23 protein-coding genes are annotated in these 23,820 nt (G+C 67.5%); 20 read left to right on the top strand and 3 right to left on the bottom strand.

Translation table 11 applies throughout. The features are described from left to right. Positions 1-45: 45 nt before the first annotated feature. Positions 46-1,467 (top strand): indoleacetamide hydrolase, encoded by a 1,422-nt coding sequence (iaaH, locus tag ACT2FV_RS06940; RefSeq protein WP_444503519.1) that lies wholly within the window; start codon positions 46-48, stop codon positions 1,465-1,467. 32 nt (positions 1,468-1,499) lie between these two features. On the opposite strand, the gene ACT2FV_RS06935 is transcribed toward iaaH, so the two are convergent. After that, complete coding sequence (locus tag ACT2FV_RS06935; protein WP_444503518.1) at positions 1,500-2,405, bottom strand: LysR substrate-binding domain-containing protein; 906 nt, start codon at positions 2,403-2,405, stop codon at positions 1,500-1,502. 138 nt (positions 2,406-2,543) lie between these two features. Between ACT2FV_RS06935 and ACT2FV_RS06930 the strand changes: the two genes are divergently transcribed. From ACT2FV_RS06930 to ACT2FV_RS06910, 5 genes are all read left to right on the top strand, one after another. After that, positions 2,544-3,926: an MFS transporter gene (locus ACT2FV_RS06930; protein WP_444503517.1), complete on the top strand. Its 1,383-nt coding sequence runs from the start codon at positions 2,544-2,546 to the stop codon at positions 3,924-3,926. Between the two features lie 8 nt (positions 3,927-3,934). Continuing rightward, positions 3,935-4,333: a DUF4440 domain-containing protein gene (locus tag ACT2FV_RS06925; protein WP_151050128.1), complete on the top strand. Its 399-nt coding sequence runs from the start codon at positions 3,935-3,937 to the stop codon at positions 4,331-4,333. A 156-nt stretch (positions 4,334-4,489) separates the two neighbouring features. Further along, positions 4,490-5,836 (top strand): aromatic ring-hydroxylating dioxygenase subunit alpha, encoded by a 1,347-nt coding sequence (locus ACT2FV_RS06920; protein ID WP_444503516.1) that lies wholly within the window; start codon positions 4,490-4,492, stop codon positions 5,834-5,836. Further along, on the top strand, positions 5,814-6,296 hold the full coding sequence (locus ACT2FV_RS06915) for an aromatic-ring-hydroxylating dioxygenase subunit beta (protein WP_444503515.1): 483 nt from the start codon (positions 5,814-5,816) through the stop codon (positions 6,294-6,296). Before ACT2FV_RS06920 ends, ACT2FV_RS06915 begins: the two co-directional genes overlap by 23 nt. A gap of 39 nt (positions 6,297-6,335) precedes the next feature. Further along, entirely contained in the window at positions 6,336-8,033 is a 1,698-nt protein-coding gene (locus ACT2FV_RS06910) for a flavin monoamine oxidase family protein (protein ID WP_444503514.1), read from the top strand. 14 nt (positions 8,034-8,047) lie between these two features. On the opposite strand, the gene ACT2FV_RS06905 is transcribed toward ACT2FV_RS06910, so the two are convergent. Further along, entirely contained in the window at positions 8,048-8,773 is a 726-nt protein-coding gene (locus tag ACT2FV_RS06905; protein ID WP_444503513.1) for a glutathione S-transferase, read from the bottom strand. A gap of 127 nt (positions 8,774-8,900) precedes the next feature. After that, positions 8,901-9,233 (bottom strand): cupin domain-containing protein, encoded by a 333-nt coding sequence (locus ACT2FV_RS06900; RefSeq protein ID WP_124628493.1) that lies wholly within the window; start codon positions 9,231-9,233, stop codon positions 8,901-8,903. Between the two features lie 274 nt (positions 9,234-9,507). On the opposite strand from ACT2FV_RS06900, the gene leuC reads away from it, so the two are divergent. The 14 genes from leuC (at position 9,508) to folC (ending at position 23,799) form a co-directional block, all read left to right on the top strand. Continuing rightward, complete coding sequence (leuC, locus tag ACT2FV_RS06895; RefSeq protein ID WP_057923944.1) at positions 9,508-10,917, top strand: 3-isopropylmalate dehydratase large subunit; 1,410 nt, start codon at positions 9,508-9,510, stop codon at positions 10,915-10,917. A gap of 3 nt (positions 10,918-10,920) precedes the next feature. Continuing rightward, complete coding sequence (locus ACT2FV_RS06890; RefSeq protein ID WP_444503512.1) at positions 10,921-11,067, top strand: entericidin A/B family lipoprotein; 147 nt, start codon at positions 10,921-10,923, stop codon at positions 11,065-11,067. 65 nt (positions 11,068-11,132) lie between these two features. Then, positions 11,133-11,783, top strand: coding sequence for a 3-isopropylmalate dehydratase small subunit (gene leuD, locus ACT2FV_RS06885; RefSeq protein ID WP_059599548.1), 651 nt, complete (start codon positions 11,133-11,135; stop codon positions 11,781-11,783). A 73-nt stretch (positions 11,784-11,856) separates the two neighbouring features. Continuing rightward, the gene (gene leuB, locus ACT2FV_RS06880) at positions 11,857-12,924 is read left to right on the top strand and encodes a 3-isopropylmalate dehydrogenase (protein WP_444503511.1); all 1,068 of its coding nucleotides are present in this window, start codon (positions 11,857-11,859) and stop codon (positions 12,922-12,924) included. A 120-nt stretch (positions 12,925-13,044) separates the two neighbouring features. Further along, complete coding sequence (locus tag ACT2FV_RS06875; protein WP_151050140.1) at positions 13,045-13,164, top strand: 3-isopropylmalate dehydrogenase; 120 nt, start codon at positions 13,045-13,047, stop codon at positions 13,162-13,164. 82 nt (positions 13,165-13,246) lie between these two features. Next, entirely contained in the window at positions 13,247-14,368 is a 1,122-nt protein-coding gene (asd, locus tag ACT2FV_RS06870) for an aspartate-semialdehyde dehydrogenase (protein ID WP_444503510.1), read from the top strand. 513 nt (positions 14,369-14,881) lie between these two features. Continuing rightward, positions 14,882-16,927, top strand: coding sequence for a FimV/HubP family polar landmark protein (locus ACT2FV_RS06865; RefSeq protein WP_444503509.1), 2,046 nt, complete (start codon positions 14,882-14,884; stop codon positions 16,925-16,927). Then, positions 16,927-17,739, top strand: a complete 813-nt coding sequence (truA, locus tag ACT2FV_RS06860) for a tRNA pseudouridine(38-40) synthase TruA (protein WP_059599546.1) — start codon at positions 16,927-16,929, stop codon at positions 17,737-17,739. The genes ACT2FV_RS06865 and truA overlap by 1 nt, the downstream gene beginning before the upstream one ends. Continuing rightward, positions 17,736-18,437 carry a phosphoribosylanthranilate isomerase gene (locus ACT2FV_RS06855; protein ID WP_444503508.1) on the top strand — a complete coding sequence of 234 codons (702 nt, stop codon included), beginning with the start codon at positions 17,736-17,738 and terminating at the stop codon, positions 18,435-18,437. Before truA ends, ACT2FV_RS06855 begins: the two co-directional genes overlap by 4 nt. A gap of 55 nt (positions 18,438-18,492) precedes the next feature. After that, entirely contained in the window at positions 18,493-19,686 is a 1,194-nt protein-coding gene (gene trpB, locus ACT2FV_RS06850) for a tryptophan synthase subunit beta (protein WP_059599544.1), read from the top strand. Between the two features lie 9 nt (positions 19,687-19,695). After that, a complete protein-coding gene (locus ACT2FV_RS06845) occupies positions 19,696-20,547 on the top strand; it encodes a DNA-methyltransferase (RefSeq protein WP_059524755.1) in 852 nt (283 codons plus the stop codon). An 88-nt stretch (positions 20,548-20,635) separates the two neighbouring features. Next, positions 20,636-21,451, top strand: a complete 816-nt coding sequence (gene trpA / locus ACT2FV_RS06840; RefSeq protein WP_059599542.1) for a tryptophan synthase subunit alpha — start codon at positions 20,636-20,638, stop codon at positions 21,449-21,451. A 64-nt stretch (positions 21,452-21,515) separates the two neighbouring features. After that, positions 21,516-22,388: an acetyl-CoA carboxylase, carboxyltransferase subunit beta gene (gene accD / locus ACT2FV_RS06835; protein ID WP_044843820.1), complete on the top strand. Its 873-nt coding sequence runs from the start codon at positions 21,516-21,518 to the stop codon at positions 22,386-22,388. Between the two features lie 100 nt (positions 22,389-22,488). Further along, on the top strand, positions 22,489-23,799 hold the full coding sequence (gene folC, locus ACT2FV_RS06830) for a bifunctional tetrahydrofolate synthase/dihydrofolate synthase (RefSeq protein ID WP_059599541.1): 1,311 nt from the start codon (positions 22,489-22,491) through the stop codon (positions 23,797-23,799). Positions 23,800-23,820 lie beyond the last annotated feature (21 nt).

The following is a 23,820-nucleotide window of genomic DNA, read 5'->3' as shown; positions in this document are numbered from 1 at the left end:
GGCACGTTGCGCGTTTCCCGATCGATTCCGCGTCCAGCACACAACATGACAACACAGCCGACCCGCGTTTCTTCCCCTTCATTCGTTTCCGCCGCGTGCGTGCACGAGCTTGCCGATGCCGTGCGCACGGCCGAGCGCCGCGCTGTCGACCTCGCCGACGACGCGCTCGCGCGTCTCGCGGCGATCGCGCCGCTCAATGCGATGGTGCACGTCAATGGCGAACTCGCGCGCCGCACGGCCGAGCACGTCGACGCGCGCGTCGCCGAAGGCGCCGCGCTGCCGCTTGCCGGCGTGCCTTTCGTGATCAAGGACAACCTCGATACCGCCGGGATGCCGACGCTCGGCGCGAGCCCGGCGGTGCGAGGCTACCGGGCGGCCGCGGACGCGCTGACCGTGCGGCGCCTGCTTGACGCCGGCGCGGTGCCGCTCGGCAAGGCGAACATGCATGAGCTCGCGTTCGGCATCACGAGCGGCAACCGGCACTTCGGCGCAGTCGGCAATCCGCATGATCCGCGGCATATCGCCGGCGGGTCGAGCGGCGGCACGGCGGCGGCCGTCGCGGCCGGTATCCCGTTCGGTCTCGGTACCGACACGGGCGGCTCGGTGCGGATTCCGGCCGCATTCTGCGGTGTCTACGGATTGCGGCCGTCCGCGCAGCGCTATTCGGCGCACGGCGTGCTGTCGCTGTCGCCCACGCGCGACACGGTGGGGCCGATCGGTCATGGCATCGACGATCTGCTGCTGCTCGACGCGGTGCTGACGCGCGACGACAGCACGGCGACCGCACCCGAATGGCCGCAGTTGCGCATCGGTGTGCCGGGTGCACCGTACTTCGACGAGCTCGATCCGGGCGTCGCTACTTGCATCGAGCGTGCGCTCGCGTCGTTCGCGGCGGCCGGCGCGACGCTCGTGCCGTTGCCGGCGATGCCGCTGCACGACGCCAGCGAAGCATGCGGCTTTCCGCTCGCGGGATACGAGGCAAACCGATACTGGCGCCGTTTCGCGACGGAACGGCTCGGCATCCCGTTCGACACGTTCGTCGAGCGGATCGCGAGCGACGACGTGCGCGCGATCTTCCGTTCGTTCGTGTCCGCGCCGGTCGATGCGCAGACCTATGCGGACGCGATTGCGTGCCGTCAGCGTCTCGTGCGCTGGTACGACGACGCGTTCGGTACGCCGGTCGACTGCATCGCGATGCCCACGGTGCCGGGTGAGCCGCCGTCGCTCGACGACACGGCCGCGATGACCGCTGCGCAGGATGCGGCGCTATTCGCGCGTGTCGTACGCCAGACTTCGCCGGCGACGCTCGCCGGCGTGCCGTCCGTCTCGATCCCGGCCGGACGCTCCGCGCAAACGGCGCTGCCGGTCGGGCTGATGCTGGAAGGGCCATGGGGCGGTGATCGCCGTCTGCTCGCGATCGCCCGGCGGATCGACGCGCTGCTGCGGGACGATACGGCGCGCGCGTGAGTCGCCGCGCTCCTGCCGCGTTCACGCCGCGTTCAGGCGAGATATGCCTTCATGAAGTCGACCCACGCACGTACTTTCTGCGGTACGTGCGGGGTTGACGGGTACAGCGCATAGACCGCCTGCGGCGGGAACCGGTAGCCGGGGAGCGCATCGACCAGCGCGCCGCTCGCGAGATCGTCGCGCACGAGCCATTCGGGCAGCAGTGCGACACCGCTGCCCCGCCGCGCGAGCACGCGCAGGACCGACGCGTTGTCGACCACGACGCGCGGCTTGGCGCCGGGCCGGAACGCGTGCGGGTTGCCGTCGCGATCGGCGAGCGGCCACGTGGCGATGCGCTCGAGCCGCGTATGGCCGAGCTGCGGCAGCCGGGCGAGCGTGTCCGGCGAATCGATGTGCGACAGGCCGGCGGCGGCGAGCAGTGACGGCGCGATAACGGGTCGCACTTCGTACGTCGCGAGGCACGCGCCGCGGTACGGCAGATCCTGGAACTGTTCGAGGCGACCGAGCCGGATCGCCACGTCGACGCGCTCGCGCACCAGGTCGACCTGCGACGCATGCGTTTCGAGCCGCACGCGCAGCGCGGGATGCCGCTGCATGAACGAGTGCAGTGCGGGGGCGACGACCATCGTCCCGTACTCGACGGTCGACGTCACCCGCAGCACGCCGTGCATCCCGCCATGCTCGCTGCGCGCATCCTCGATCGCGCTTTCGGCTTCCTCCAGCACGCGCAGGCAGCGCGCATGGAAGCGCTCGCCCGCGTCGGTCAGCTCGACGCGCCGCGTGGTGCGCGTGAGCAGGGTGACGCCGAGTTCGGCCTCCAGTTGCTTGATGTTGAAGCTCACCGCGGCCCGGGCCTGGTTCAGCTGGGCAGCGGCGGCCGTAAACGACCCTGCTTCCACGACGGCGCGGAAGACGGCGAAACGATCGAGACTCACCATGGCGTGTCGGATACGAGACGGAAAACCGACATGGTGCCCTGATTGTCAAAATTTTTCGACCAGTCTTGCCGTCCGGCCGGGCTTATCGACGTGCGCGGCGAACCTTACACTGCGGCGTTTCGTTCGTTTTCCACCGCCATGACCGATCGCTCGAAAATCGCCGCCGTCTACCTGCTCGGGTTCGCGATCGATCTCGCCAACATGTTCGTCATCAACGCCGCCTATCCGACGATCCAGCGCGAGCTGCACGCGTCGATCGCGCAACTGGCGTGGATCGGCAACACATACGTGCTCGGGCTGACGGTCGTGATCCCGCTCGGCACGTGGCTCGCGCGACGCTTCGGCGAGCGCCGGCTGCTGATCGCGTCGCTGCTGCTGTTCGCGCTCGGCAGCCTCGGCGTCGGCCTGTCGGCGTCGATCGGCGCACTGCTGGCATGGCGGCTGATCCAGGGGCTCGGCGGCGGACTGCTGATCCCGGTCGGGCAGACGATGGCCTATCGCGCGTATCCGCCCGATGCGCGGGCGCACCTGACGTCGATCGTGATGATGGTCGCGCTGCTCGTGCCGGCGCTGTCGCCGGCGCTGGGCGGCGTGGTCGTGGATCGCGTGTCGTGGCGGGCGATCTTCTTCGGCATGCTGCCGCTCGCCGCGGTCACGAGCATGCTCGCGTTCGCGTGGTTGCCGGCCGACGAACCGGATGGCAGCCCGCCGGCGCTCGACGTGCGCGGCCTCGGGCTGAGCGTCGTTGCGCTCGTTGCGCTGCTGCTCGGCCTGACGTTCGCGGGACAGCCGGGCGCGGGTCGCGACGCGTTCGTTGCGCTCGCGATCGCGCTCGTCGCCGGCAGTGCGTATGCCGCGCACGCGCGCCGGGCTGCTGCGCCGCTGCTCGACCTGCGCCTGGTTGCGCAGCCGCTGCTGCGGATCGGGCTGATCGTCTACCTGTGCGTGCCGGGCGTGTTCACCGGCGTGAACCTCGTCGCCGCCCTGTATCTGCAGAACGCGCTCGGGCTCAGCGCGACGCACACGGGCGCGCTGATGGTGCCATGGGCGATCGCGTCGTTCGTCGCGATCGCGACGACGCGCCGCTGTTTCCCGAAGTGGGGGCCGAAGCCGCTGTTCATGTGCGGGATCGCGATCGACGCGCTTGGGATCGTGTTGCTCGCGACCCCGCTTGCCGGTTTCGAGGCCGGGCGCGTACTCGCGTTCGTCGCGATGGGGCTCGGCGCCAGCATGTGTACGAGCACGTCGCAAAGCGCGGCGTTTCTGGATGTCCCCGCCGCGCGAATGGGCGACGCGAGCGCGCTCTGGAACATCAACCGGCAACTGAGCTTCTGCCTCGGCGTCGCGGTGCTGGGCAGCGCGTTGAACTTCCTGCTGTCGATGCACGGGGACGACGGGCCGCTGCCGTACCGGCAATGTTTCGGCCTGGCCACCCTGGCGACGCTGCTGCCGCTGCCGTTCGTCGCGCGCCTCGCCGCGCACCGTGCGCCCGCCGGGCGTGCGGCTTCTCAACGTTCGTGAGTTTCGAGATGAATTCGTCAAACCCGTTTTTCCAGGAAGTGGTCGACGCACACGTCGACATCGAGCAATGGTTGTCCGGCAGCGCGGCGCGCGACGGGCTCGCGCCGCTGCTCGCGCGGTTTTCGCGGGACTTCTCGATGATCTCGCTGCACGGCCATGCGCTCGACTACGCGGATATCGACATCCTGTTCTCGCGCGGCTTCGGCGCGCGGCCCGGCCTGCGGATCGCGATCGACGAACTGCACGAAGTGAGCGCGTGGCAGGATGGCGCGACGATCGCCTATCGCGAGACGCAGACCGACGCAGCAGGGCGGCGAACCGTGCGCCGTTCGACCGTCGTGTTCGAGCGCGACACGGATGGCCGCATCGGCTGGCTGCGCCTGCATGAGACGCCGGTGACGGGCTGACCGTTACCCGTAACGCCTGCCGCCCGTCGCGCGGCGGCAGGCACACGCTCCTCCGAGCGGCATACCAACCAGAACCTGAGAGATGACAATAAAAGCAATCGACATTGCGCGTCGCGAGGACGCGCGGCCGCATCGCGTCCGCAGTCGGGGGCGCGCATGACGGCACCATCGTTCACCGATGCGGTGGCTTCGCTCGTGCGCGATACCGAGGTGCACAAGGACCTTTATCTGTCGCCGCGCATCTTCGAGCTGGAGATGCGCCATCTGTTCTGGAACACCTGGGTCTATGTCGGCCACGTCAGCCAGATTCCGGCCACGGGCGACTACGTGACGACGACGATCGGCGCCGAGCCGGTCGTGATGGTGCGCCACGTCGACGGTTCGGTGCGGGTGCTGCACAACCGCTGCTCGCACAAGGGCACGCAGCTCGTAACGGATGCCTGCGGCAACACGGGCACATTCTTCCGGTGCCCATACCACGCATGGTCGTACCGGACCGACGGCAGCCTCTACGCGATTCCGCTGCGGCGCGGCTACGAAAACACGGCCTTCGAATCGTGCGAGGCGAGCAAGGGCATGCAGGCGGTCGGCGCGAGCCATGAGCATCGCGGTTTCGTGTTCTGCCGCCTCAGTCAGTCCGGTGTCGATTTCGATGCGTACTTCGGCAACGCGCTGTCGTCGCTCGACAACCTCGTCGATCGTTCGCCGGAAGGGCGCGTGGAAGTCGCGGGCGGGGTGTTCCGCTACGTGCACGGATGCAACTGGAAGATGCTGGTCGAGAATCAGACCGACACCTGTCATCCGATGGTCGCGCACGAGTCGTCGGCCGGCACGGCCGTGCGCGTGTGGGAGCGTGACGGCACGCAGCAGGCGAAGCCGATGGCGGTCGAGCTGCTGGAGCCGTTCATCCAGCCGCACGCGTTCTTCGAGCAGATGGGGTTGCGCGTGTGGCCCAACGGACATGGTCACACCGGCACCGCCGATTCGATTCACGCGCGCTACACGCCGATTCCCGGTTATCACGAGAAGATGATCGCGGCCTACGGCGAAGCGCGCGCCGCGCGGATTCTGGGCGAGGTGCGTCACAACACGGTGCTGTTTCCGAATGCGATGGTGAAAGGGCCGATCCAGATCCTGCGCGTATTCAAGCCGCTGGCGGTCGACCGCACGCTGGTGGAGTCGTGGTCGTTTCGTCTCGTCGGCGCGCCCGATTCGCTGTTCGAGCGCACGCTCGCCTACAACCGCCTCATCAACGCGCCGACGTCGATCGTCGCGCACGACGATCTCGAAATGTACGAACGGGCACAGCGCGGCCTCGCCACGCAGGCGCGCGACTGGGTGCATGTCGGGCGGCTGTTCGATCCCCAGGAATTCGCGCAGCCGACGTCGGAAACGAACGGCACCAGCGAGCAGCAGATCCGCAACCAGTTCCGGGCATGGCTGCAGTACATCGCGCCCGTATCGACGCAGGAGGCCGCAGATGCGCGCATTTCCAAACGATGAGCTCGTCGCGTTCGTGTATCGCGAGGCACGCCTGCTCGACGAGCGGCGCTATGAGGAATGGCTCGCGCTCTACGCGGACGACGCGCGTTACTGGATGCCACTGTCGCCGGATCAGCCCGACACCGGGCTGCACGGCGCGCTGATGGACGAGGACCGGCTGCTGCTGCGCATCCGCATCGAGCGGCTGGCCGGGCGCCGGACGTTCTCGCAGCAGCCGGCGAGTCGCTGTCATCATCTGCTCCAGCAGCCGCATGTCGATCAGGCCGACCACGGGCGCGGCGCCTATGTGCTGCGCACGCCGTTTCACTACGTCGAAACGCGACGCGACGAGCAGACGCTGTTCGCCGGCTGGTACACGCACGAACTTGCGGTATGCGACGACACATTGCGCATCCGCGTGAAGCGTGTCGATCTCGTCAATGCCGACGCGCCGCACGGCAGCATCCACCTGCCTGTCTGACCGCGTGCGGCCAGCACGTCCTTTTTCGTTCCCGACCACATGAATGCTCCTGAATTCCTGACGCACACGTTGCCGTACATCGACACGCTGTACGACTACGGCGCCTTCCTGTCGCGCACCGGCGGGCACCTCGGCACGCTGCCGGCGCAGTGCGCACGCGACGCGCGGATCGCGATCGTCGGCGCGGGCGTCGGCGGTCTCGTCGCCGCCTGCGAGTTGCTGCGCGCGGGTGCACGGCAGGTCGTCGTGTTCGAGGCGAACCGCGCGCGCGTGGGCGGGCGCCTGCTGTCGCAGTCGATCAATCCGGCCCATCCGCACCTGCTCGCCGAAATGGGCGCGATGCGTTTCCCGCCGTCGCAGGCCGCGCTCTACCACTATCTCGAGCGATTCGGCGTCGACAGTGCATCCGCGTTTCCCGATCCGGGCATCGTCGACACCGAGATCCACTATCAGGGCCGTGCGTACCGCTGGCCCGCGGGCGATGCGCCTCCCGCGCTGTTCGATCGCGTCGACCGCGGCTGGCGCGCGTTCATTCGCGACGGCGTGCGGCTCGACGACGGCACGCAGCTGCCCGCCCCGGCCGAACTGACAGCGCTGCTGCGCGCGCATCGCTACGACGAGGCGCGGCATGGCTGGCAGCAGTACATCGACCGATTCGGCGACGAGTCGTTCTACTCGGCGATCGTCAAGATCTTCACGGGCGCGACGCCGCCGGGCGGCGCGCGCTGGCGCAAGGGCGAGGACCTGCGCCTGTTCGGCACGCTCGGTATCGGCTCGGGCGGCTTCCAGCCGGTCTATCGCGCATCGTTCCTCGAAATCCTGCGGATCGTGGTCAACGAGCTCGAAGTCGACCAGCGGCTTATCCCGGCCGGCATCTTCGCGCTCGCGCAGGGACTGCTCGACGATGGCGGGGACGGCGTGCGGGTACGCGATTGCATCGTCCATGCGGCCGTGCGGCACGTGGCGAAGCAGCCGGACGACACCTTTGCGCTCACGCTCGACGACGGAGCGACGCACATATTCGACCGCGTGATCGTCGCGACCACGACGCGGGCGATGCAGGTCGGCATGGGCATCACCGGCATCGCGAACCTGTTCGCACCGGACGTCGTTCGCGCGATCAACGAGACGCACATGGTCAGCTCGTCGAAGCTGTTCGTGCTGACCCGCGACAAGTTCTGGCTCAAGCACGGGCTGCCGCACAACATTCAGACGGACACGCTGGCGCGCGGCATCTACTGTCTCGACTACGCGCCCGACGATCCCGACGCGCACGGCGTCGTGCTGATCAGCTACACGTGGGAGGACGATTCGCACAAGATCCTGTCGCTCACCGACAAGGTCGAGCGGTTCAAGCGTCTCGTCGCCGAGATCGGCATTGTTTCGCCGGCGTTCGCCGCACACTTGCGTCCGCTCGACGACGATTACGCGCGCAATGTCACGAGCCACGACTGGTTGTCGGACCGCTATGCGCTCGGGGCATTCAAGTTGAACTATCCGGGCGAGGACATTCACTCGCAGGCGCTGTTCTATCAGTTCCAGACGGCCGCCGATCCGTCGTCGGACCGAGGCATCTACCTGGCCGGCTGCTGCTGCTCGTTCACGGGCGGCTGGATCGAGGGCGCGGTGCAGACCGCGATCAACGCGGCGAGCGCGGTGATCCGCAGTCTCGGCGGGACGCTCGCCGACGGCAATCCGCTCGACGCGATGCGTAGCCGCTATCGCTACGGCGACTGACGTGGCGTCCGGCGCTACCGGTCCAGCTCCGGATAGTGCCGGAAGATCCCCATGTCGTTGAACGGGATGCGGCGCGCCGACGCCAGATAGCGCGCGACGGGCGGATGCCGCGCAACGCGGTCGTGCAGGCCGACGAGCCCCTCGACCTTGCGCTCCGCGCGCTGCATCGCCTTCGGGAACGCGTAGCGCAGCCCTTCGATCAGCTGGAAGATCGACAGGTCCGCATAACTGAGCGCGCCGCCGGCGATATAGCCGCCTTTGTGCGGATTCTGCTCGAGCACGCGATCGAAGTAGCCGAGGAACTTCGGCAGGCGGTGCGCGAGGAAATCGGCCGCGCGCTCGGCGGCCTCGGCTTTCTGGTCCTCGTAGTACAGGCCGCTGCCGATCGGGTGATGCGTGTCGTGGATCTCGGTGACGAAATCGGCGACGGTCAGCTGGAGTTGATGCACCCACAGCCGTCCGGCTTCGTCGTCGGGCGCGAGCCCGAGCCGCGCGCCGAGAAACAGCAGGATGTTCGCGGTCTGTCCGACGAGCACATCGCCGGCCTTCAGGAACGGCGGCGCGAACGGCACGCATTCGGCCTTCGTGCTGTCCATCAGCCGCATCATTGCCGATACGCCCATGCCGCGCCCCGATTCGCGCGCCACATCGACATAGTCGGCCTCGGCCGCCTCGAGCGCGAGCCGCACGTATTCGCCGCGGCCCTGGATCTCTGGCCAGTAATAAAGTTCGTATCGCATGCCGTGCTCCTGTCCGGTCGATGCGCCGGGCGATGCGCGCATCGTGATGGCGGGGAGGGCGGCCGCGCCGCCCGTTGCGAATAGACAGTCTAGGAGATCGTGCGGGAAGCGCGGCGCTTGCCGCGCGTCACGCACCGCGCTCGTCGCGTTCGCCGCCTTCGGGGCCGTAGAAGAACACCCAGGTCGAGAAATCGTCGGAGAAGCCGACGAAACGGTGCGACGCGAATGCGGGGACGAACAACACGTCGCCCGTCGCGACGCTGCATTCGCGCCCGTCGACGACGAAGCGGGAGGTGCCGGCGGCGATCACGTAGACCTCGTCGCGCGTATGCGGCGTCTGCAGGTCCTCGCCGCGCGGACGGTACAGCTCGACGTCGAGCGTGCCGTGGCGAAACAGCGTCGTGAACAGCGTGCCTTCGTCGTCCAGGCGGGCGAGCGATGGGGTGATGCCGAGCTTCATCGTCGTGGGCTCCGGGTCGGGACCGTTGGGACGTGCGAATGCACGTCGTCCCATCGTATGCCGGAACCGGCCTCGAGGCGAACATCGCGAGCGCGGGGCGTCGCGGCGTCCGATGCCGCCGTTTGGCTGGTAATGCCGATACAGGTATTGGCACTACCAGCCAAACCACTGTTTTTAATGGGTTTTTTCGCGTCTGGCCTGCGCCGTGGCGCGTTCTGCGTGGCATAATCGACCGCATCCGCAAGGCTTGTAGTCACAACGACCCCGCATACCCATGGCACAGACTCTCTACGACAAACTGTGGAATACCCACGTCGTCCACACCGAGGACGACGGCACGGCATTGCTCTACATCGACCGTCAGCTGCTGCACGAAGTCACGAGCCCGCAGGCGTTCGAAGGGCTGAACGTCGCGCACCGCCCGGTGTGGCGCATCAGCGCGAACCTGGCCGTGTCGGACCACAACGTCCCGACCACGGATCGCAGCCACGGCATTGCCGATCCGGTCTCGAAGCTGCAGGTCGACACGCTCGACGCGAACTGCGACGCCTTCGGCATCACGCAGTTCAAGATGAACGACGTACGCCAGGGCATCGTGCACATCATCGGGCCGGAGCAGGGCGCGACGCTGCCGGGCATGACGATCGTCTGCGGCGATTCGCACACGTCGACGCACGGCGCATTCGGCGCGCTCGCGCACGGTATCGGCACGTCGGAAGTCGAGCACGTGCTCGCGACGCAAACCTTGCTGCAGAAAAAGAGCAAGAACATGCTCGTGAAGGTCGAGGGTGCCCTGCCGCGCGGGTGTACCGCGAAGGACATCGTGCTCGCGATCATCGGCAAGATCGGCACGGCCGGCGGCACGGGCTACGCGATCGAATTCGGCGGCTCGACGATCCGTGCGCTGACGATGGAAGGCCGGATGACCGTCTGCAACATGGCGATCGAAGCCGGCGCGCGCGCGGGCATGGTCGCCGTCGACGACACGACGATCGATTACCTGAAGGGCCGTCCGTTCGTGCCGACCGGCGCGGAATGGGATCAGGCCGTCGAGTACTGGCGCGAATTCAAGTCCGATGAAGGCGCGCAGTTCGACCGCGTCGTCGAGCTGAACGCGGCCGAGATCGTCCCGCAGGTCACGTGGGGCACGTCGCCGGAAATGGTCACGTCGATCGACGGTCGCGTGCCCGATCCCGAGCGCGAGAAGGATCCGGTCAAGCGCGACGCGATGGAACGCGCGCTGGCTTACATGGCGCTCGAGCCGAACACGCCCATCGAGTCGATCAAGGTCGACAAGATCTTCATCGGTTCGTGCACGAACGCGCGCATCGAGGACATCCGCGCGGCCGCGTACGTCGTGAAGAAGCTGAATCGCCGCATCGCATCGAACGTGCGCCTCGCGATGGTCGTGCCGGGCTCGGGCCTCGTGAAGGCGCAGGCCGAGCGCGAAGGCCTCGACAAGGTGTTCACGGATGCGGGCTTCGAATGGCGCGAGCCGGGCTGCTCGATGTGCCTCGCGATGAACGCCGACCGGCTCGATCCGGGCGAGCGCTGCGCGTCGACGTCGAACCGCAATTTCGAAGGCCGGCAGGGCGCGGGCGGCCGCACGCACCTGGTGAGCCCCGCGATGGCGGCGGCGGCGGCGATCGAAGGCCATTTCGTCGACATTCGCAAGCTGGGGTAACGCGTGACGGCATCGAAGCTCATCGCGCGGCTGGTTGCCGCGCTGGCGCTTGCGGGGCTGGGCGTCGGCCTTGCGGGCTGCAATACCGTCCGAGGCTTCGGCCAGGACGTCAATGCCGCCGGCAACGCGCTGCAGCGCGCCGCGGAGTGACATCCGCCGAGAATTTGTCGATGTGCGCCGGCTGAATGCCGGCCCCTCAACCGGATAGACGGATCATGGAAAAATTCAATGTGCATACCGGCGTCGTGGCGCCGCTCGATCGCGAGAACGTCGACACCGACGCGATCATCCCGAAGCAGTTCCTGAAGTCGATCAAGCGCACGGGCTTCGGTCCGAACGCGTTCGACGAATGGCGTTACCTCGATCACGGCGAGCCGGGCCAGGACAACTCGAAGCGCCCGCTGAACCCGGATTTCGTGCTGAACCAGCCGCGCTACCAGGGCGCATCGGTGCTGCTCGCACGCAAGAACTTCGGCTGCGGCAGCTCGCGCGAGCACGCGCCGTGGGCGCTGCAGCAGTACGGCTTCCGCGCGATCATCGCGCCGAGCTTCGCCGACATTTTCTTCAACAACTGCTACAAGAACGGGCTGCTGCCGATCGTGCTGACCGAGCAGCAGGTCGATCACCTGTTCAACGAGACGTACGCGTTCAACGGCTATCAGCTGACGATCGACCTCGACGCGCAGGTCGTGCGCACGGGCGACGGCCGCGAGTATGCGTTCGACATCACCGCGTTCCGCAAGTACTGCCTGGTGAACGGTTTCGACGACATCGGCCTGACGCTGCGTCACGCGGACAAGATCCGCCAGTTCGAAGCCGAGCGGCTCGCGAAGCAGCCGTGGCTCAACAACAAGCTGGTCGGCTGAGATTGCCTCCGGGCGGGCGTGCATGACGCGCTCGCCGACCTGCCATTCATACCTACCCAGTCAGGAATAACGCATGAAGATTGCAGTGCTGCCCGGCGACGGCATCGGTCCGGAAATCGTCAACGAAGCGGTCAAGGTGCTGAACGCCCTCGACGAGAAGTTCGAACTCGAACAGGCGCCGGTCGGCGGCGCGGGCTACGAGGCGAGCGGCCACCCGCTGCCGGACGCGACGCTGAAACTCGCGAAGGAAGCCGACGCGATCCTGTTCGGCTCGGTCGGCGACTGGAAGTACGACTCGCTCGAGCGCGCGTTGCGCCCCGAGCAGGCGATCCTCGGGCTGCGCAAGCATCTCGAGCTGTTCGCGAACTTCCGTCCGGCGATCTGCTATCCGCAACTCGTCGACGCGTCGCCGCTGAAGCCCGAGCTGGTCGCAGGCCTCGACATCCTGATCGTGCGCGAACTCAACGGCGACATCTACTTCGGCCAGCCGCGCGGCGTGCGCGCTGCTCCCGACGGCCCGTTCGCCGGCGAGCGCGAAGGCTTCGACACGATGCGCTATTCGGAACCGGAAGTGCGCCGCATCGCGCACGTCGCGTTCCAGGCCGCGCGAAAGCGTGCGAAGAAGCTGCTGTCGGTCGACAAGTCGAACGTGCTCGAAACGTCGCAGTTCTGGCGCGACATCATGATCGACGTGTCGAAGGAATACGCTGACGTCGAGCTGTCGCACATGTACGTCGACAACGCGGCGATGCAGCTCGCGAAGGCGCCGAAGCAGTTCGACGTGATCGTGACCGGCAACATGTTCGGCGACATCCTGTCGGATGAAGCGTCGATGCTGACGGGCTCGATCGGCATGCTGCCGTCGGCGTCGCTCGACAAGAACAACAAGGGCCTGTACGAGCCGTCGCACGGTTCGGCGCCGGACATCGCGGGCAAGGGCATCGCGAACCCGCTGGCGACGATCCTGTCGGCCGCGATGCTGCTGCGCTACTCGCTGAATCGCGCGGAGCAGGCCGATCGCATCGAGCACGCGGTGAAAACGGTGCTCGAACAAGGCTATCGCACGGGCGACATCGCGACGCCGGGTTGCAAGCAGGTCGGCACGGCGGCGATGGGCGACGCGGTGGTCGCTGCGCTGTAACGCGCACGGCAATGCAGTAATGCAGTGAATTGTGGAAAGGGCGCGAACGGGCCGCGAAATCGGCCGGTTCGCGCGTGGTTGGCCGTTGTGCGGCCAACCGGCTTTGTGTAGACTCGAACGATGGCGCTGATTTCCCTGATCTCCCCGGTCCTGAAACTCCACGGCAACACTGCCCGTGCGGGTACGCGCGCCATCGTCATCACGAACACCATTACCACGAAAACGATCATTAAACGCTGATCGTCCGTCGTGCCCGCCTGTTTCCCCGCGCGGTCACGCCGGGGGCGGAAATGGCGGGGAAGCTCCATTCAAAGGGTTAGTCATGAACGTAGGTCTCGTAGGTTGGCGCGGCATGGTCGGCAGCGTGCTGATGCAGCGCATGCAGGAAGAAGGTGATTTCGACCTGATCGAGCCGGTGTTTTTCAGCACCAGCAATACGGGCGGCAAGGCGCCGTCGTTCGCGAAAAACGAGACTACGCTCAAGGACGCGACCAACGTCGACGAGCTGAAGAAGTGCGACGTGATCATCACGTGCCAGGGCGGCGACTACACGAACGACGTGTTCCCGAAGCTGCGCGCGGCCGGCTGGAACGGCTACTGGATCGACGCGGCCTCGTCGCTGCGGATGCAGGACGACGCGGTCATCATCCTCGATCCGGTCAACCTCGACGTGATCAAGGACGCGCTCGTCAAGGGCACGAAGAACTTCGTCGGCGGCAATTGCACGGTCAGCCTGATGCTGATGGCGCTCGGCGGCCTGTTCCGCGAGAACCTCGTTGACTGGATGACGGCGATGACCTACCAGGCCGCATCGGGCGCGGGCGCGCAGAACATGCGTGAACTGCTGTCGCAGATGGGCGCGCTGCACGGTTCGGTGCAGGAACAGCTCGCCGATCCGGCTTCCGCGATTCTCGACATCGACCGCCGCGTGCTCGCGACGATGAACAGCGATGCAATGCCGACGAGCCAGTTCGGCGTGCCGCTCGCGGGTTCGCTGATTCCGTGGATCGACAAGGATCTCGGCAACGGGATGTCGAAGGAAGAGTGGAAGGGCGGCGCGGAAACCAACAAGATCCTCGGCAAGCCGGCCATGGGCGAGCCGGGTTCGATCCCGGTCGACGGGCTGTGCGTGCGGATCGGCGCGATGCGCTGCCACTCGCAGGCGCTGACGATCAAGCTGAAGAAGGACGTCCCGCTGGACGAAATCAACGGCATCCTCGCGTCGGCGAACGACTGGGTGAAGGTCGTGCCGAACGAGCGCGAAGCGTCGATGCGCGACCTGTCGCCGGCGAAGATCACCGGCACGCTGACGGTGCCGGTCGGTCGTCTGCGCAAGCTCTCGATGGGTGGCGAATACCTGTCGGCGTTCACGGTCGGCGACCAGCTGCTGTGGGGCGCGGCCGAGCCGCTGCGCCGCATGCTGCGCATCCTGCTCGACAAGTAAGAATCGGGCTGCGCCGCGCGCGCCCCGTCGGCGCGCGACGCGAAACGCCTGCCAGCCCTTCGCGGGGCGGCAGGCGTTTTTTTATTGGTTGGCGCCGCGGCATACGCGCGAAAACCCCGAGACGCTTGTGAGCGGGACGGGACGCGATCCATACGGACATGAATTCATGTCGGGGGCGATGCGGTTGCCACAATTTTCATTGATTGATGATCCATTTTTGATAAAACTGCCGTGCGCGATTGATGGTGAGGATCGGCGTGGCCGTCGCGCGATTTGCGCGCCGGCGGCGCGGTGCGGGTAACGGTCGCGCCGATGCGCCGGCATGGACGGCCGCATCCGCCGGCGACGAATTCGGCCGGAACCCGATCGCGTGAAGTAAACTATGCGGTTACGACGCGCGGAGTCGCCAAAAGCGTCGCGTTCAGCGCGACGCTTTTGCATTTCTGCGGCGATTTTATTGACGCTTCCCTACGCGAATCCGAGCCGCGCCCGCGCGCGGCGATTGAGTCTACGATGTCCCGAATTTCCTTGTTTCCGCGTCAGTCCCGTCTGTCGCGCGCCGTGCGTGGCGCGCTGGCGATCCTGGCGCTCGGCGCGGCCGCGTCGGCCTGGGCGACCGGCGCCGTCGAACTGCCGGCTTCCGCCGCAGGCGGTCCCGCGCCGCTTACCGTGACGGTCCAGCCGGGCCAGTCGTTGAACGATCTCGCGAAGGCGGCCACGCAGTCGCACGATCCGGGCGTGCTCGCGCGCGCCGGACGCGCATTGTTCGACGCCAACCCGCAGGCATTCATGAAGCACGATCCGAGCCGCCTGAAAGTCGGCGCGACGCTGACGGTGCCGGCGCTCGACGCGACGGGCGCGGCGCTCGCGGCGGCCGGTGCTTCCGGTGCATCGGCAGTATCCGCGGTGGCCGCCGCGTCGGGTACGGTCGCGGCTGCGCAGCATGGTGCGTCCGCGCCGCATCCGGGGTCGGCCGTGCAAACGGCGCCGGCCGCACCGGCTGCGCACGCGGCACCGGTCAGCGGCGCAAGCGTCGCGGCGGCGGTCGTGGCAGGGGCGTCGGCTTCGACCGGCGCGTCCGCAGCATCCGCCGCGCATGGCGCGTCGACGGTCGAACCGGTTCAGCCGGCCGCGCCTGCGGCCGGTGCAAGCGGGCCGCACGTGTGGAGCGGCGCGATTCAGTCCGCGACCCCGTCGTCCGCGAGCGATGCCGCCATCCCGCCCGCGCAGGGCGGCCCGGCTCAAGGCATGCACGAACCGTCCGCGGCAGCACCCATCGCGGGCGCATCGCAGCCGCGGCCGTCGAGCCTGCAGCAACTGCTCGCGCTGAAGAACCGCGTGCTGATGGAGCTGCAGAAACACGGCATTGGCAAGCCGGCCGCGACGAACAACGTTGCACCCGCGCCGGCGCCTGCTGCCCCCCGTCCCGCTGCGAATGACGGCGCATCTGCTGCCGCGTCGTCGCCCGCCGCGAGCGAGGCGGCGTCCGGCGTGGCCGCCAGTGCGGCGCAGCCGGCATCGGCATCCGTGCAGCCGGCCGTGCCCGTGGTGGCGACGCCGTCCGTGCGTGGTTCCGAACAGATCGACTGGCGCCCGGCCGCGGCGGCCGGCGCGGCCGTGGTCGTTCTCGCGGCCGGGTTTGCGTGGCGCAAGCGCCGGAAAGCGCGGCGCGCCGATGCGCTCACTCCGGAATCCGGCGGGGCGGCTGCTTCGGATACCAGCGCCTCGTCGTCCGTCGAACCCGTGCCGCCGATTCTTCCCGAGACGCCGGTCGCACGCGACGCAGCCGCCGATGTGAATCTCGTTTCGGCCGCCGCGGTAGCGGCAGAGGTGGCCGAAACGCGCGATCTCGACGTGCCTTCGTCGCCGGAAGCGGCAACGACGCAAGACGATCAAAAGCAAGCGCCTGCCGCGCTGGCGGGCGCCGCAGAGGCGGCACCGCACGACGCGCAGCCCATCGCGGAGACACCCCCGGGTGAGCCGATCGAAGCACCTGCCGCGCCGGCGACGCACGACGCGCAGCACGCGGCGCTGTTGCAGAACGCGATCAGCGCGCTGAACAGCCTCGACATGCCGCTGCCGCCGCGTGCGGCGGAAGAGCCGGCCGCCCGGGAAGAGCAAGTCGAGAGCAATCGAATCGCAACTAACGGTCAACCCGCGTCGCACCCGCCCGTTGGTGCGAACGATCCGGCACCGGAACACCCGGCCGACCAGGACGACGAGTTCGACTGGGATCCGGATGCGGCAACGCCCGCGCCGCACGCGGGTGGCGCATCCGCGCCGTCGTCGCTGCCGCCGCTCGGCGGCGCGCAGTTCGGTGCGTTGAAACTGGATTTCGATCTCGACTTGCCGTCCGCGCCGGGCGCCGTGCTGCCCGCGCTGACACCGGAAGAGCTTGCGCGCATCGCGCGCAACAAGCTGGATCTCGCATCCGAGTACGTCGAGCTGGGCGACCTGTCCGGCGCGCGCACGCTGCTGCAGGAAGTCGTCGATGCGAACGACGCCGCGACGCGCGACGATGCGCGCGCGCTGCTCGCGAAACTGGCGGACGAGGCGTGATGCGGATCGCGCTGGGGATTCAGTACGACGGCGCCGCGTTCTGTGGCTGGCAGGCGCAGCCGCACGGCAAGACCGTGCAGGACGCGCTCGAGCGCGCGCTCGGCGAATTCGCGTGCGTGCCGCTGCATACGACGGTCGCGGGACGGACCGATACGGGCGTGCACGGGCTCGGGCAGGTCGCGCATTTCGACACGGACCTCGACCGCGCGGATTTCTCGTGGGTGCGCGGTACCAACGCGTTCCTGCCGCCGACCGTTTCCGTGCAGTGGGCGAAGCCGATGCCGGACACGTTCCATGCGCGTTTCTCGGCGTTCGAACGCACCTACTACTACGCGCTGTACGTACATCCCGTGCGCTCGCCGATGCTGGCTGGCCGGGCGGGCTGGATCCACACGCCGCTCGACGACGACGCCATGCGCGCCGCCGCCGCGCACCTGATCGGCGAGCATGACTTCTCGTCGTTCCGGTCGTCGGAATGCCAGTCGAAAACGCCGGTCAAACACCTGTACCAGATCGACGTGCGGCGTGCGGGCCACTTCATTCATTTCCGCTTCCGCGCGAACGCGTTCCTTCACCACATGGTGCGCAACCTGATGGGCTGCCTCGTCGCGGTCGGCCGCGGCCGCTACCCGGCGGACTGGCTCGCCGACGTGCTGGCCGGGCGCGACCGCAATCTCGCCGCGCCCACGTTCATGGCCGACGGGCTGTACCTCGCCCATGTCGGCTACCCGGCGGAATTCGCCGTCCCGCCCGCGCAGCTCGGCAGCGTGCCGTGGAGCAGCGTCTGGGCCGACCTGGACCCACAACCATGACGAATCACGCCGTGTCTTCTTCGACTCCCGCCGCGGGCGGCCTCGCACCGCGAACGCGCATCAAGCTGTGCGGCCTGTCGCGGCCCGAGGACGTGCTGCATGCCGCCGCGCTCGGCGCCGACGCGATCGGCCTCGTGTTCTATCCGAAGAGCCCGCGCGCGGTGTCGATCGCGCAGGCAGCCGAGCTTGCACGCCTCGCGCCGCCGTTCGTGTCGGTGGTCGGACTGTTCGTGAACGCGACCGAAGCCGAGATCGACGCGGTCGTGCGCGACGTGCCGCTCACGATGCTGCAATTCCACGGCGACGAGACGCCCGGGCAGTGCGACGCCCTCGGCCGCGCGGCACGCCTGCCGTGGTTGCGCGCGGTGCGCGTCGGCCCCTCGACGCAGCCGGCCGATTTGGTAGAATTGGCTCTTCATTATTCGAAAGCGCGCGGCCTCCTGTTCGACACCCTGGTGCCGGACTACGGCGGTAGCGGCAAGGTCTTCGATTGGTCACTTATTCCCGCAGAGCTCGCGCATCGGGCCGTTTTGAGTGGTGGCTTGAACGCGCAAAACGTCGGTGATGCGATCCGCCAGTTGCGTCCGTTTGCTGTCGATGTCTCGAGCGGCATCGAAGTGGACGGCGCGAAGGGCGTGAAGGATCACGCCCGGATGGCGGCGTTCGTACGCGCGGTGCGCGAAGCGGACGCCGGGTGATGCAAGCCGGTGCGGCCCCGACAGCGGGGCGCGCCGACCGATCGAGAGTGACACCATGTACAACCTTCCTGATGATCACGGCCACTTCGGCCCGTATGGCGGCGTGTTCGTCGCCGAAACGCTGATTCACGCGCTGGACGAACTGCGCGCGGCGTATGAAAAATTCCGTCATGACCCCGATTTCGTCGCCGAGTACGAGCGGGAACTGAAGTATTTCGTCGGTCGTCCGTCGCCGATCTATCACGCGCAGCGGTGGAGCGAGATGCTCGGCGGCGCGCAGATCTACCTGAAGCGCGAGGACCTGAACCACACCGGCGCGCACAAGATCAACAACGTCATCGGCCAGGCGCTGCTCGCGAAGCGGATGGGCAAGAAGCGCGTGATCGCCGAGACGGGCGCGGGCCAGCACGGCGTCGCGACGGCAACGATCTGCGCGCGCTTCGGGATGGAGTGCATCGTCTACATGGGCGCCGAGGACGTGCGTCGCCAGGCCGCGAACGTCTACCGGATGAAGCTGCTCGGCGCGACGGTCGTGCCGGTCGAATCGGGTTCGCGCACGTTGAAGGACGCGCTGAACGAAGCGATGCGCGACTGGGTCACGAACATCGAAAGCACGTTCTACATCATCGGCACGGTCGCGGGCCCGCACCCGTATCCGGCGATGGTGCGCGACTTCCAGCGCGTGATCGGCGACGAGTGCAAGGTGCAGATGCCGGAACTCGCCGGCCGGCAGCCGGACGCGGTGATTGCGTGCGTCGGCGGCGGCTCGAACGCGATGGGCATCTTCTATCCGTACATCGACGACACGTCGGTGCAGCTGATCGGCGTCGAAGCGGCCGGCGACGGCCTCGACACGGGCCGTCACGCGGCGTCGCTGATCGCCGGCAGCCCCGGCGTGCTGCACGGCAACCGCACGTACCTGCTGCAGGACGACAACGGCCAGATCATCGAGACGCATTCGGTATCGGCCGGGCTCGACTATCCGGGCGTCGGTCCCGAGCACGCATGGCTGAAGGACAGCGGCCGCGCGCAGTATGTCGGCATCACCGACGAAGAGGCACTGAAGGCGTTCCACGACTGCTGCAGGATCGAGGGGATCATCCCCGCGCTCGAGTCGAGCCACGCGATCGCGTACGCCGTGAAGCTCGCGCCGACGTTGTCCAAGGACAAGATCCTCCTCGTCAACCTGTCGGGCCGCGGCGACAAGGACATGCATACGGTCGCCGAGCGATCGGGCATCGCGCTCTGACCCCGACCGATGCGTGACCTGATCGAACAACCGGGCGGCGGCGCCGCGAGCGAAGCGGAGGCGGTGCAGTCTGCCGTCGCCGTGCCGTGCGCGTTGCCGTCCGGGATCGAGCTGCACAACCGCGATTTCATGTCCGAAGCCGCGCGCCTGCCGGATGCGTCGATCGACCTGATCGTCGCCGATCCGCCGTACGGGCTCGGCAAGGACTATGGCAACGACTCGGACAAGCGCTCGGGCGACGATTTTCTCGCGTGGACGCGCGAGTGGCTCGAACTCGCGATCCCGAAGCTCAAGCCGAGCGGGTCGATGTACATCTTCTGCACGTGGCAGTACGCGCCGGAAATCTTCAGCTTCCTGAAGACGAAGCTCACGATGGTCAACGAGATCATCTGGGACCGGCGCGTGCCGAGCATGGGCGGCACGACGCGCCGTTTCACGTCGGTGCACGACAACATCGGCTTTTTCGCGGTTTCCAAGGCGTATTACTTCGATCTCGATCCGGTCCGCATCCCGTACGACGCCGACACGAAGAAGGCCCGCTCGCGCAAGCTGTTCGAAGGCAGCAAGTGGTTGGAGATGGGCTACAACCCGAAGGACGTCTGGTCGGTCTCGCGCCTGCACCGGCAGCACGCGGAGCGCGTCGATCATCCGACCCAGAAGCCGCTGGAAATCATCGAGCGGATGGTGCTCGCAAGCTGCCCGCCGGGCGGCCGCGTGCTCGATCCGTTCATGGGCAGCGGCACGACCGCGGTGGCCTGCGCACGGCAGGGGCGCGACTTCGTCGGCTACGAGATCAACGAAAGTTATTGCGCGATCGCGCACGAGCGCGTGAACGCGCTCGCCACGCCGGCGTGCGCGTGAGTCGCGCCGCCGCTGTGCCGATCGCTGCTTTGCATGGGACCGGAGTAAGCGCTGAAGCGCGAACTCCGGTCGACAAAGGAAAATTGCCATGAATCGTATCCAGCAGACCTTCGCCGCACTCGCCGAACAAGGCCGCAAGGGCCTGATCCCGTTCATCACGGCCGGCGACCCCGATCCCGCGAAAACCGTCGAATTCATGCACGCGCTCGCCGAAGGGGGCGCCGACGTCATCGAGCTCGGCGTGCCGTTCTCGGACCCGATGGCCGACGGCCCGGTGATCCAGCGCTCGTCGGAGCGTGCGCTCGCGCGCGGCGTCACGCTCAAGAGCGTGCTCGCCGACGTGAAGCGCTTCCGCGAGACCGACCAGAAAACCCCCGTCGTGCTGATGGGTTATGCGAACCCGATCGAGCGGATGGGTGTCGACACGTTCGCGACCGAGGCGCAGGCGGCCGGCGTCGACGGCGTGCTCGTCGTCGACTATCCGCCCGAGGAAGCGGGCGTGTTCGCCGAGAAAATGCGCGCCGCGCAGATCGATCCGATCTTCCTGCTCGCGCCGACGTCGACCGACGAACGCATCGCCGACGTGGGCAAGATCGCGAGCGGCTACGTGTACTACGTGTCGCTCAAGGGCGTGACCGGCGCCGGAAATCTGGATGTTTCGAGCATTGCGGGTAAAATCCCGGCCATCAAGTCGCGCGTGCCGGTTCCGGTGGGCGTCGGCTTCGGCATCCGCGACGCCGAAACGGCGCGCGCGGTGGCCGAAGTGTCGGACGCCGTCGTGATCGGCAGCCGGCTGGTGCAACTGCTCGAGAGCGCCGCGCCGGAAGGCGCCGTCGCCGCGCTGAAGACTTTCATCGCCGAGCTGCGCGCCGCCCTGGACGGCGCCGGCAAGACGGCGCGATAAACACAACACAGGAAGCGGGAACGGGCCGGTCGGCCCGCCCCGCCACGGAACAGGAAACCATACGATGAGCTGGCTCGACAAACTGTTGCCGCCGAAGATCAAGCAGACCGACCCGAAAAGCCGCAAGGGCATTCCGGAAGGCCTGTGGGTCAAGTGCCCGTCCTGCGAGGCCGTGCTGTACCGCAACGACGTGGACGCGAACCTGCACGTGTGCCCGAAGTGCGATCACCACATGCGCATCGGTGCGCGCGAGCGTCTCGACGGGCTGCTCGATCCGGAAGGCCGCTATGAAATCGGCCAGGAAATCGTGCCGGTCGACTCGCTGAAGTTCAAGGACAGCCGCAAGTACCCCGATCGTCTGAAGGAAGCGATGGACGAAACGGGCGAGACCGACGCGATGGTCGTGATGGGCGGCGCGATCCATACGCTGCCCGTCGTCGCTGCCTGCTTCGAGTTTTCGTTCATGGGCGGCTCGATGGGCTCGGTCGTCGGCGAGCGTTTCGCGCGCGGCGCGCAGAATGCGCTTGAGCAGCAAGTGCCGTTCATCTGCTTCACGGCGTCGGGCGGCGCACGGATGCAGGAAAGCCTGCTGTCGCTGATGCAGATGGCCAAGACCACCGCGATGCTGACCAAGCTGGCGGAGGCCAAGCTGCCGTTCATCTCGGTGCTGACCGACCCGACGATGGGCGGCGTGTCGGCGAGCTTCGCATTCCTCGGCGACGTCGTGATCGCCGAGCCGAAGGCGCTGATCGGCTTCGCCGGCCCGCGCGTGATCGAGCAGACGGTTCGCGAGAAACTGCCGGAAGGCTTCCAGCGCGCGGAATTCCTGCTGAAGACGGGCGCGATCGACATGATCGTCGACCGCCGCAAGATGCGCGACGAGATCGCGCAACTGCTCGCGCTGCTGCAGCGGCAACCGGCCGACGCGCTGGCCTGATTGGCGCGAGGTTGTGAACACTGCGCGTCGCCTGGCTTCAGCGTCAGGCGGCGCGCTTCGTTTTTTGGCGTAGTGGCGGTCCCGATCCAGATTTGATCCGATGAGCACTTTTCCCACTCTCGACGCGTGGCTTTCGCATCTCGAACGCGCGCACCCGGTCGGCATCGACATGGGCCTGACCCGCATCGGGCAGGTCAAGGCGGCGCTGCAGCTCGAATTCGCGTGCCCCGTCATCACCGTCGGCGGCACGAACGGCAAGGGCTCGACCTGCGCGTTTCTCGAGACGATCCTCGTGCGCGCGGGCTACAAGGTCGGCTGCCATACGTCGCCGCACCTGCTCGAATTCGGCGAGCGCGCGCGCGTGAACGGCCAGCAGGTCAGCGACGCCGAGCTGCTGCCGCACTTCGAAGCCGTCGAGGCAGCGCGCACGTCGCTGCCCGAGCCCGTGTCGCTCACGTACTTCGAATTCACGACGCTCGCGATCCTGCACCTGTTCGCGTCGCGCGGGCTCGACGCGGTGATCCTCGAAGTCGGCCTCGGCGGCCGGCTCGATGCGGTCAACATCATCGATACCGATTGCGCGATCGTCACGAGCATCGACATCGATCACACCGAATACCTCGGCGACACGCGCGAGAAGATCGCCTTCGAGAAGGCGGGGATCTTCCGTGCCGGCAAGCCGGCGATCTGCGGCGATCCGGCCGCGCCGCAAACGCTGATCGATCACGCCGAAGCGATCGGCGCCGACCTGTGGCTCGTCGGCCGCGATTTCCGCTACGAGGCGCAGGCGGGCGCCGAGCGCCAGCAGTGGAGCTACCTCGGTCGCGAGAAGCGCTACCCGGCGCTCGCGTATCCGGCGCTGCGCGGTGCGAATCAGCTGATCAATGCATCGGCCGCGCTGGCCGCGCTCGAGGCGCTGCGCCCGGTGCTGCCGGTGTCCGCGCAGGACATCCGGCTCGGGCTCGCCAACGTCGAACTGCCGGGCCGCTTCCAGGTGTTGCCCGGCAAGCCGGCGATCGTGCTGGACGTCGCGCACAACCCGCATGCGGCGGCCGTGCTCGAGCAAAATCTCGGCAACATGGGCTTCTTCCCGTACACGTACGCGGTGTTCGGTGCGATGCACGACAAGGACATCGACGGCGTGTTGCGGCATCTGAAGGGCGAGGTCGACCACTGGTGCGTGACCGACCTGCCGCTGCCGCGCGCGGCGAGCGCGGAGCAGCTCGAAGCCGCGCTGCGCAAGGTCGGCGTGGAGGAGGGGGCCGATTCGAGCGTGACGCGGTTCGCGTCGCCCGCCGAAGCATTTCGCGATGCACTAAAAAGAGCATCCGAGAATGATAGAATCGTGGTTTTCGGCAGTTTCCATACGGTGGCAGGTGTGATGGCCTACCGGAAATCGCAGCAACACTGACTGACGGGCAGTTTCGGACTC

The organism is Burkholderia sp. PR2 (assembly GCF_052372875.1).
GTDB classification, from domain to species: domain Bacteria; phylum Pseudomonadota; class Gammaproteobacteria; order Burkholderiales; family Burkholderiaceae; genus Burkholderia; species Burkholderia diffusa.
Note: the sequence above shows the minus strand (reverse complement) of the source record. Positions and strands in the feature narration are given on the sequence as shown.

Excerpts from the sequence above, each read along its gene's own strand:
- asd (WP_444503510.1), top strand. The coding sequence starts at position 13,247 with ATGAACGTAGGTCTCGTAGGTTGGCGCGGCATGGTCGGCAGCGTGCTG.
- trpA (WP_059599542.1), top strand. The coding sequence starts at position 20,636 with ATGAATCGTATCCAGCAGACCTTCGCCGCACTCGCCGAACAAGGCCGC.
- ACT2FV_RS06935 (WP_444503518.1), bottom strand. The coding sequence starts at position 2,405 with ATGGTGAGTCTCGATCGTTTCGCCGTCTTCCGCGCCGTCGTGGAAGCA.
- leuB (WP_444503511.1), top strand. The coding sequence starts at position 11,857 with ATGAAGATTGCAGTGCTGCCCGGCGACGGCATCGGTCCGGAAATCGTC.
- ACT2FV_RS06925 (WP_151050128.1), top strand. The coding sequence starts at position 3,935 with ATGAATTCGTCAAACCCGTTTTTCCAGGAAGTGGTCGACGCACACGTC.
- ACT2FV_RS06855 (WP_444503508.1), top strand. The coding sequence starts at position 17,736 with ATGACGAATCACGCCGTGTCTTCTTCGACTCCCGCCGCGGGCGGCCTC.
- ACT2FV_RS06845 (WP_059524755.1), top strand. The coding sequence starts at position 19,696 with ATGCGTGACCTGATCGAACAACCGGGCGGCGGCGCCGCGAGCGAAGCG.
- folC (WP_059599541.1), top strand. The coding sequence starts at position 22,489 with ATGAGCACTTTTCCCACTCTCGACGCGTGGCTTTCGCATCTCGAACGC.
- ACT2FV_RS06910 (WP_444503514.1), top strand. The coding sequence starts at position 6,336 with ATGAATGCTCCTGAATTCCTGACGCACACGTTGCCGTACATCGACACG.
- ACT2FV_RS06875 (WP_151050140.1), top strand. The coding sequence starts at position 13,045 with ATGGCGCTGATTTCCCTGATCTCCCCGGTCCTGAAACTCCACGGCAAC.
- ACT2FV_RS06905 (WP_444503513.1), bottom strand. The coding sequence starts at position 8,773 with ATGCGATACGAACTTTATTACTGGCCAGAGATCCAGGGCCGCGGCGAA.
- iaaH (WP_444503519.1), top strand. The coding sequence starts at position 46 with ATGACAACACAGCCGACCCGCGTTTCTTCCCCTTCATTCGTTTCCGCC.
- ACT2FV_RS06915 (WP_444503515.1), top strand. The coding sequence starts at position 5,814 with ATGCGCGCATTTCCAAACGATGAGCTCGTCGCGTTCGTGTATCGCGAG.
- ACT2FV_RS06930 (WP_444503517.1), top strand. The coding sequence starts at position 2,544 with ATGACCGATCGCTCGAAAATCGCCGCCGTCTACCTGCTCGGGTTCGCG.
- leuC (WP_057923944.1), top strand. The coding sequence starts at position 9,508 with ATGGCACAGACTCTCTACGACAAACTGTGGAATACCCACGTCGTCCAC.
- accD (WP_044843820.1), top strand. The coding sequence starts at position 21,516 with ATGAGCTGGCTCGACAAACTGTTGCCGCCGAAGATCAAGCAGACCGAC.
- leuD (WP_059599548.1), top strand. The coding sequence starts at position 11,133 with ATGGAAAAATTCAATGTGCATACCGGCGTCGTGGCGCCGCTCGATCGC.
- ACT2FV_RS06900 (WP_124628493.1), bottom strand. The coding sequence starts at position 9,233 with ATGAAGCTCGGCATCACCCCATCGCTCGCCCGCCTGGACGACGAAGGC.
- trpB (WP_059599544.1), top strand. The coding sequence starts at position 18,493 with ATGTACAACCTTCCTGATGATCACGGCCACTTCGGCCCGTATGGCGGC.
- ACT2FV_RS06920 (WP_444503516.1), top strand. The coding sequence starts at position 4,490 with ATGACGGCACCATCGTTCACCGATGCGGTGGCTTCGCTCGTGCGCGAT.
- ACT2FV_RS06865 (WP_444503509.1), top strand. The coding sequence starts at position 14,882 with ATGTCCCGAATTTCCTTGTTTCCGCGTCAGTCCCGTCTGTCGCGCGCC.
- truA (WP_059599546.1), top strand. The coding sequence starts at position 16,927 with ATGCGGATCGCGCTGGGGATTCAGTACGACGGCGCCGCGTTCTGTGGC.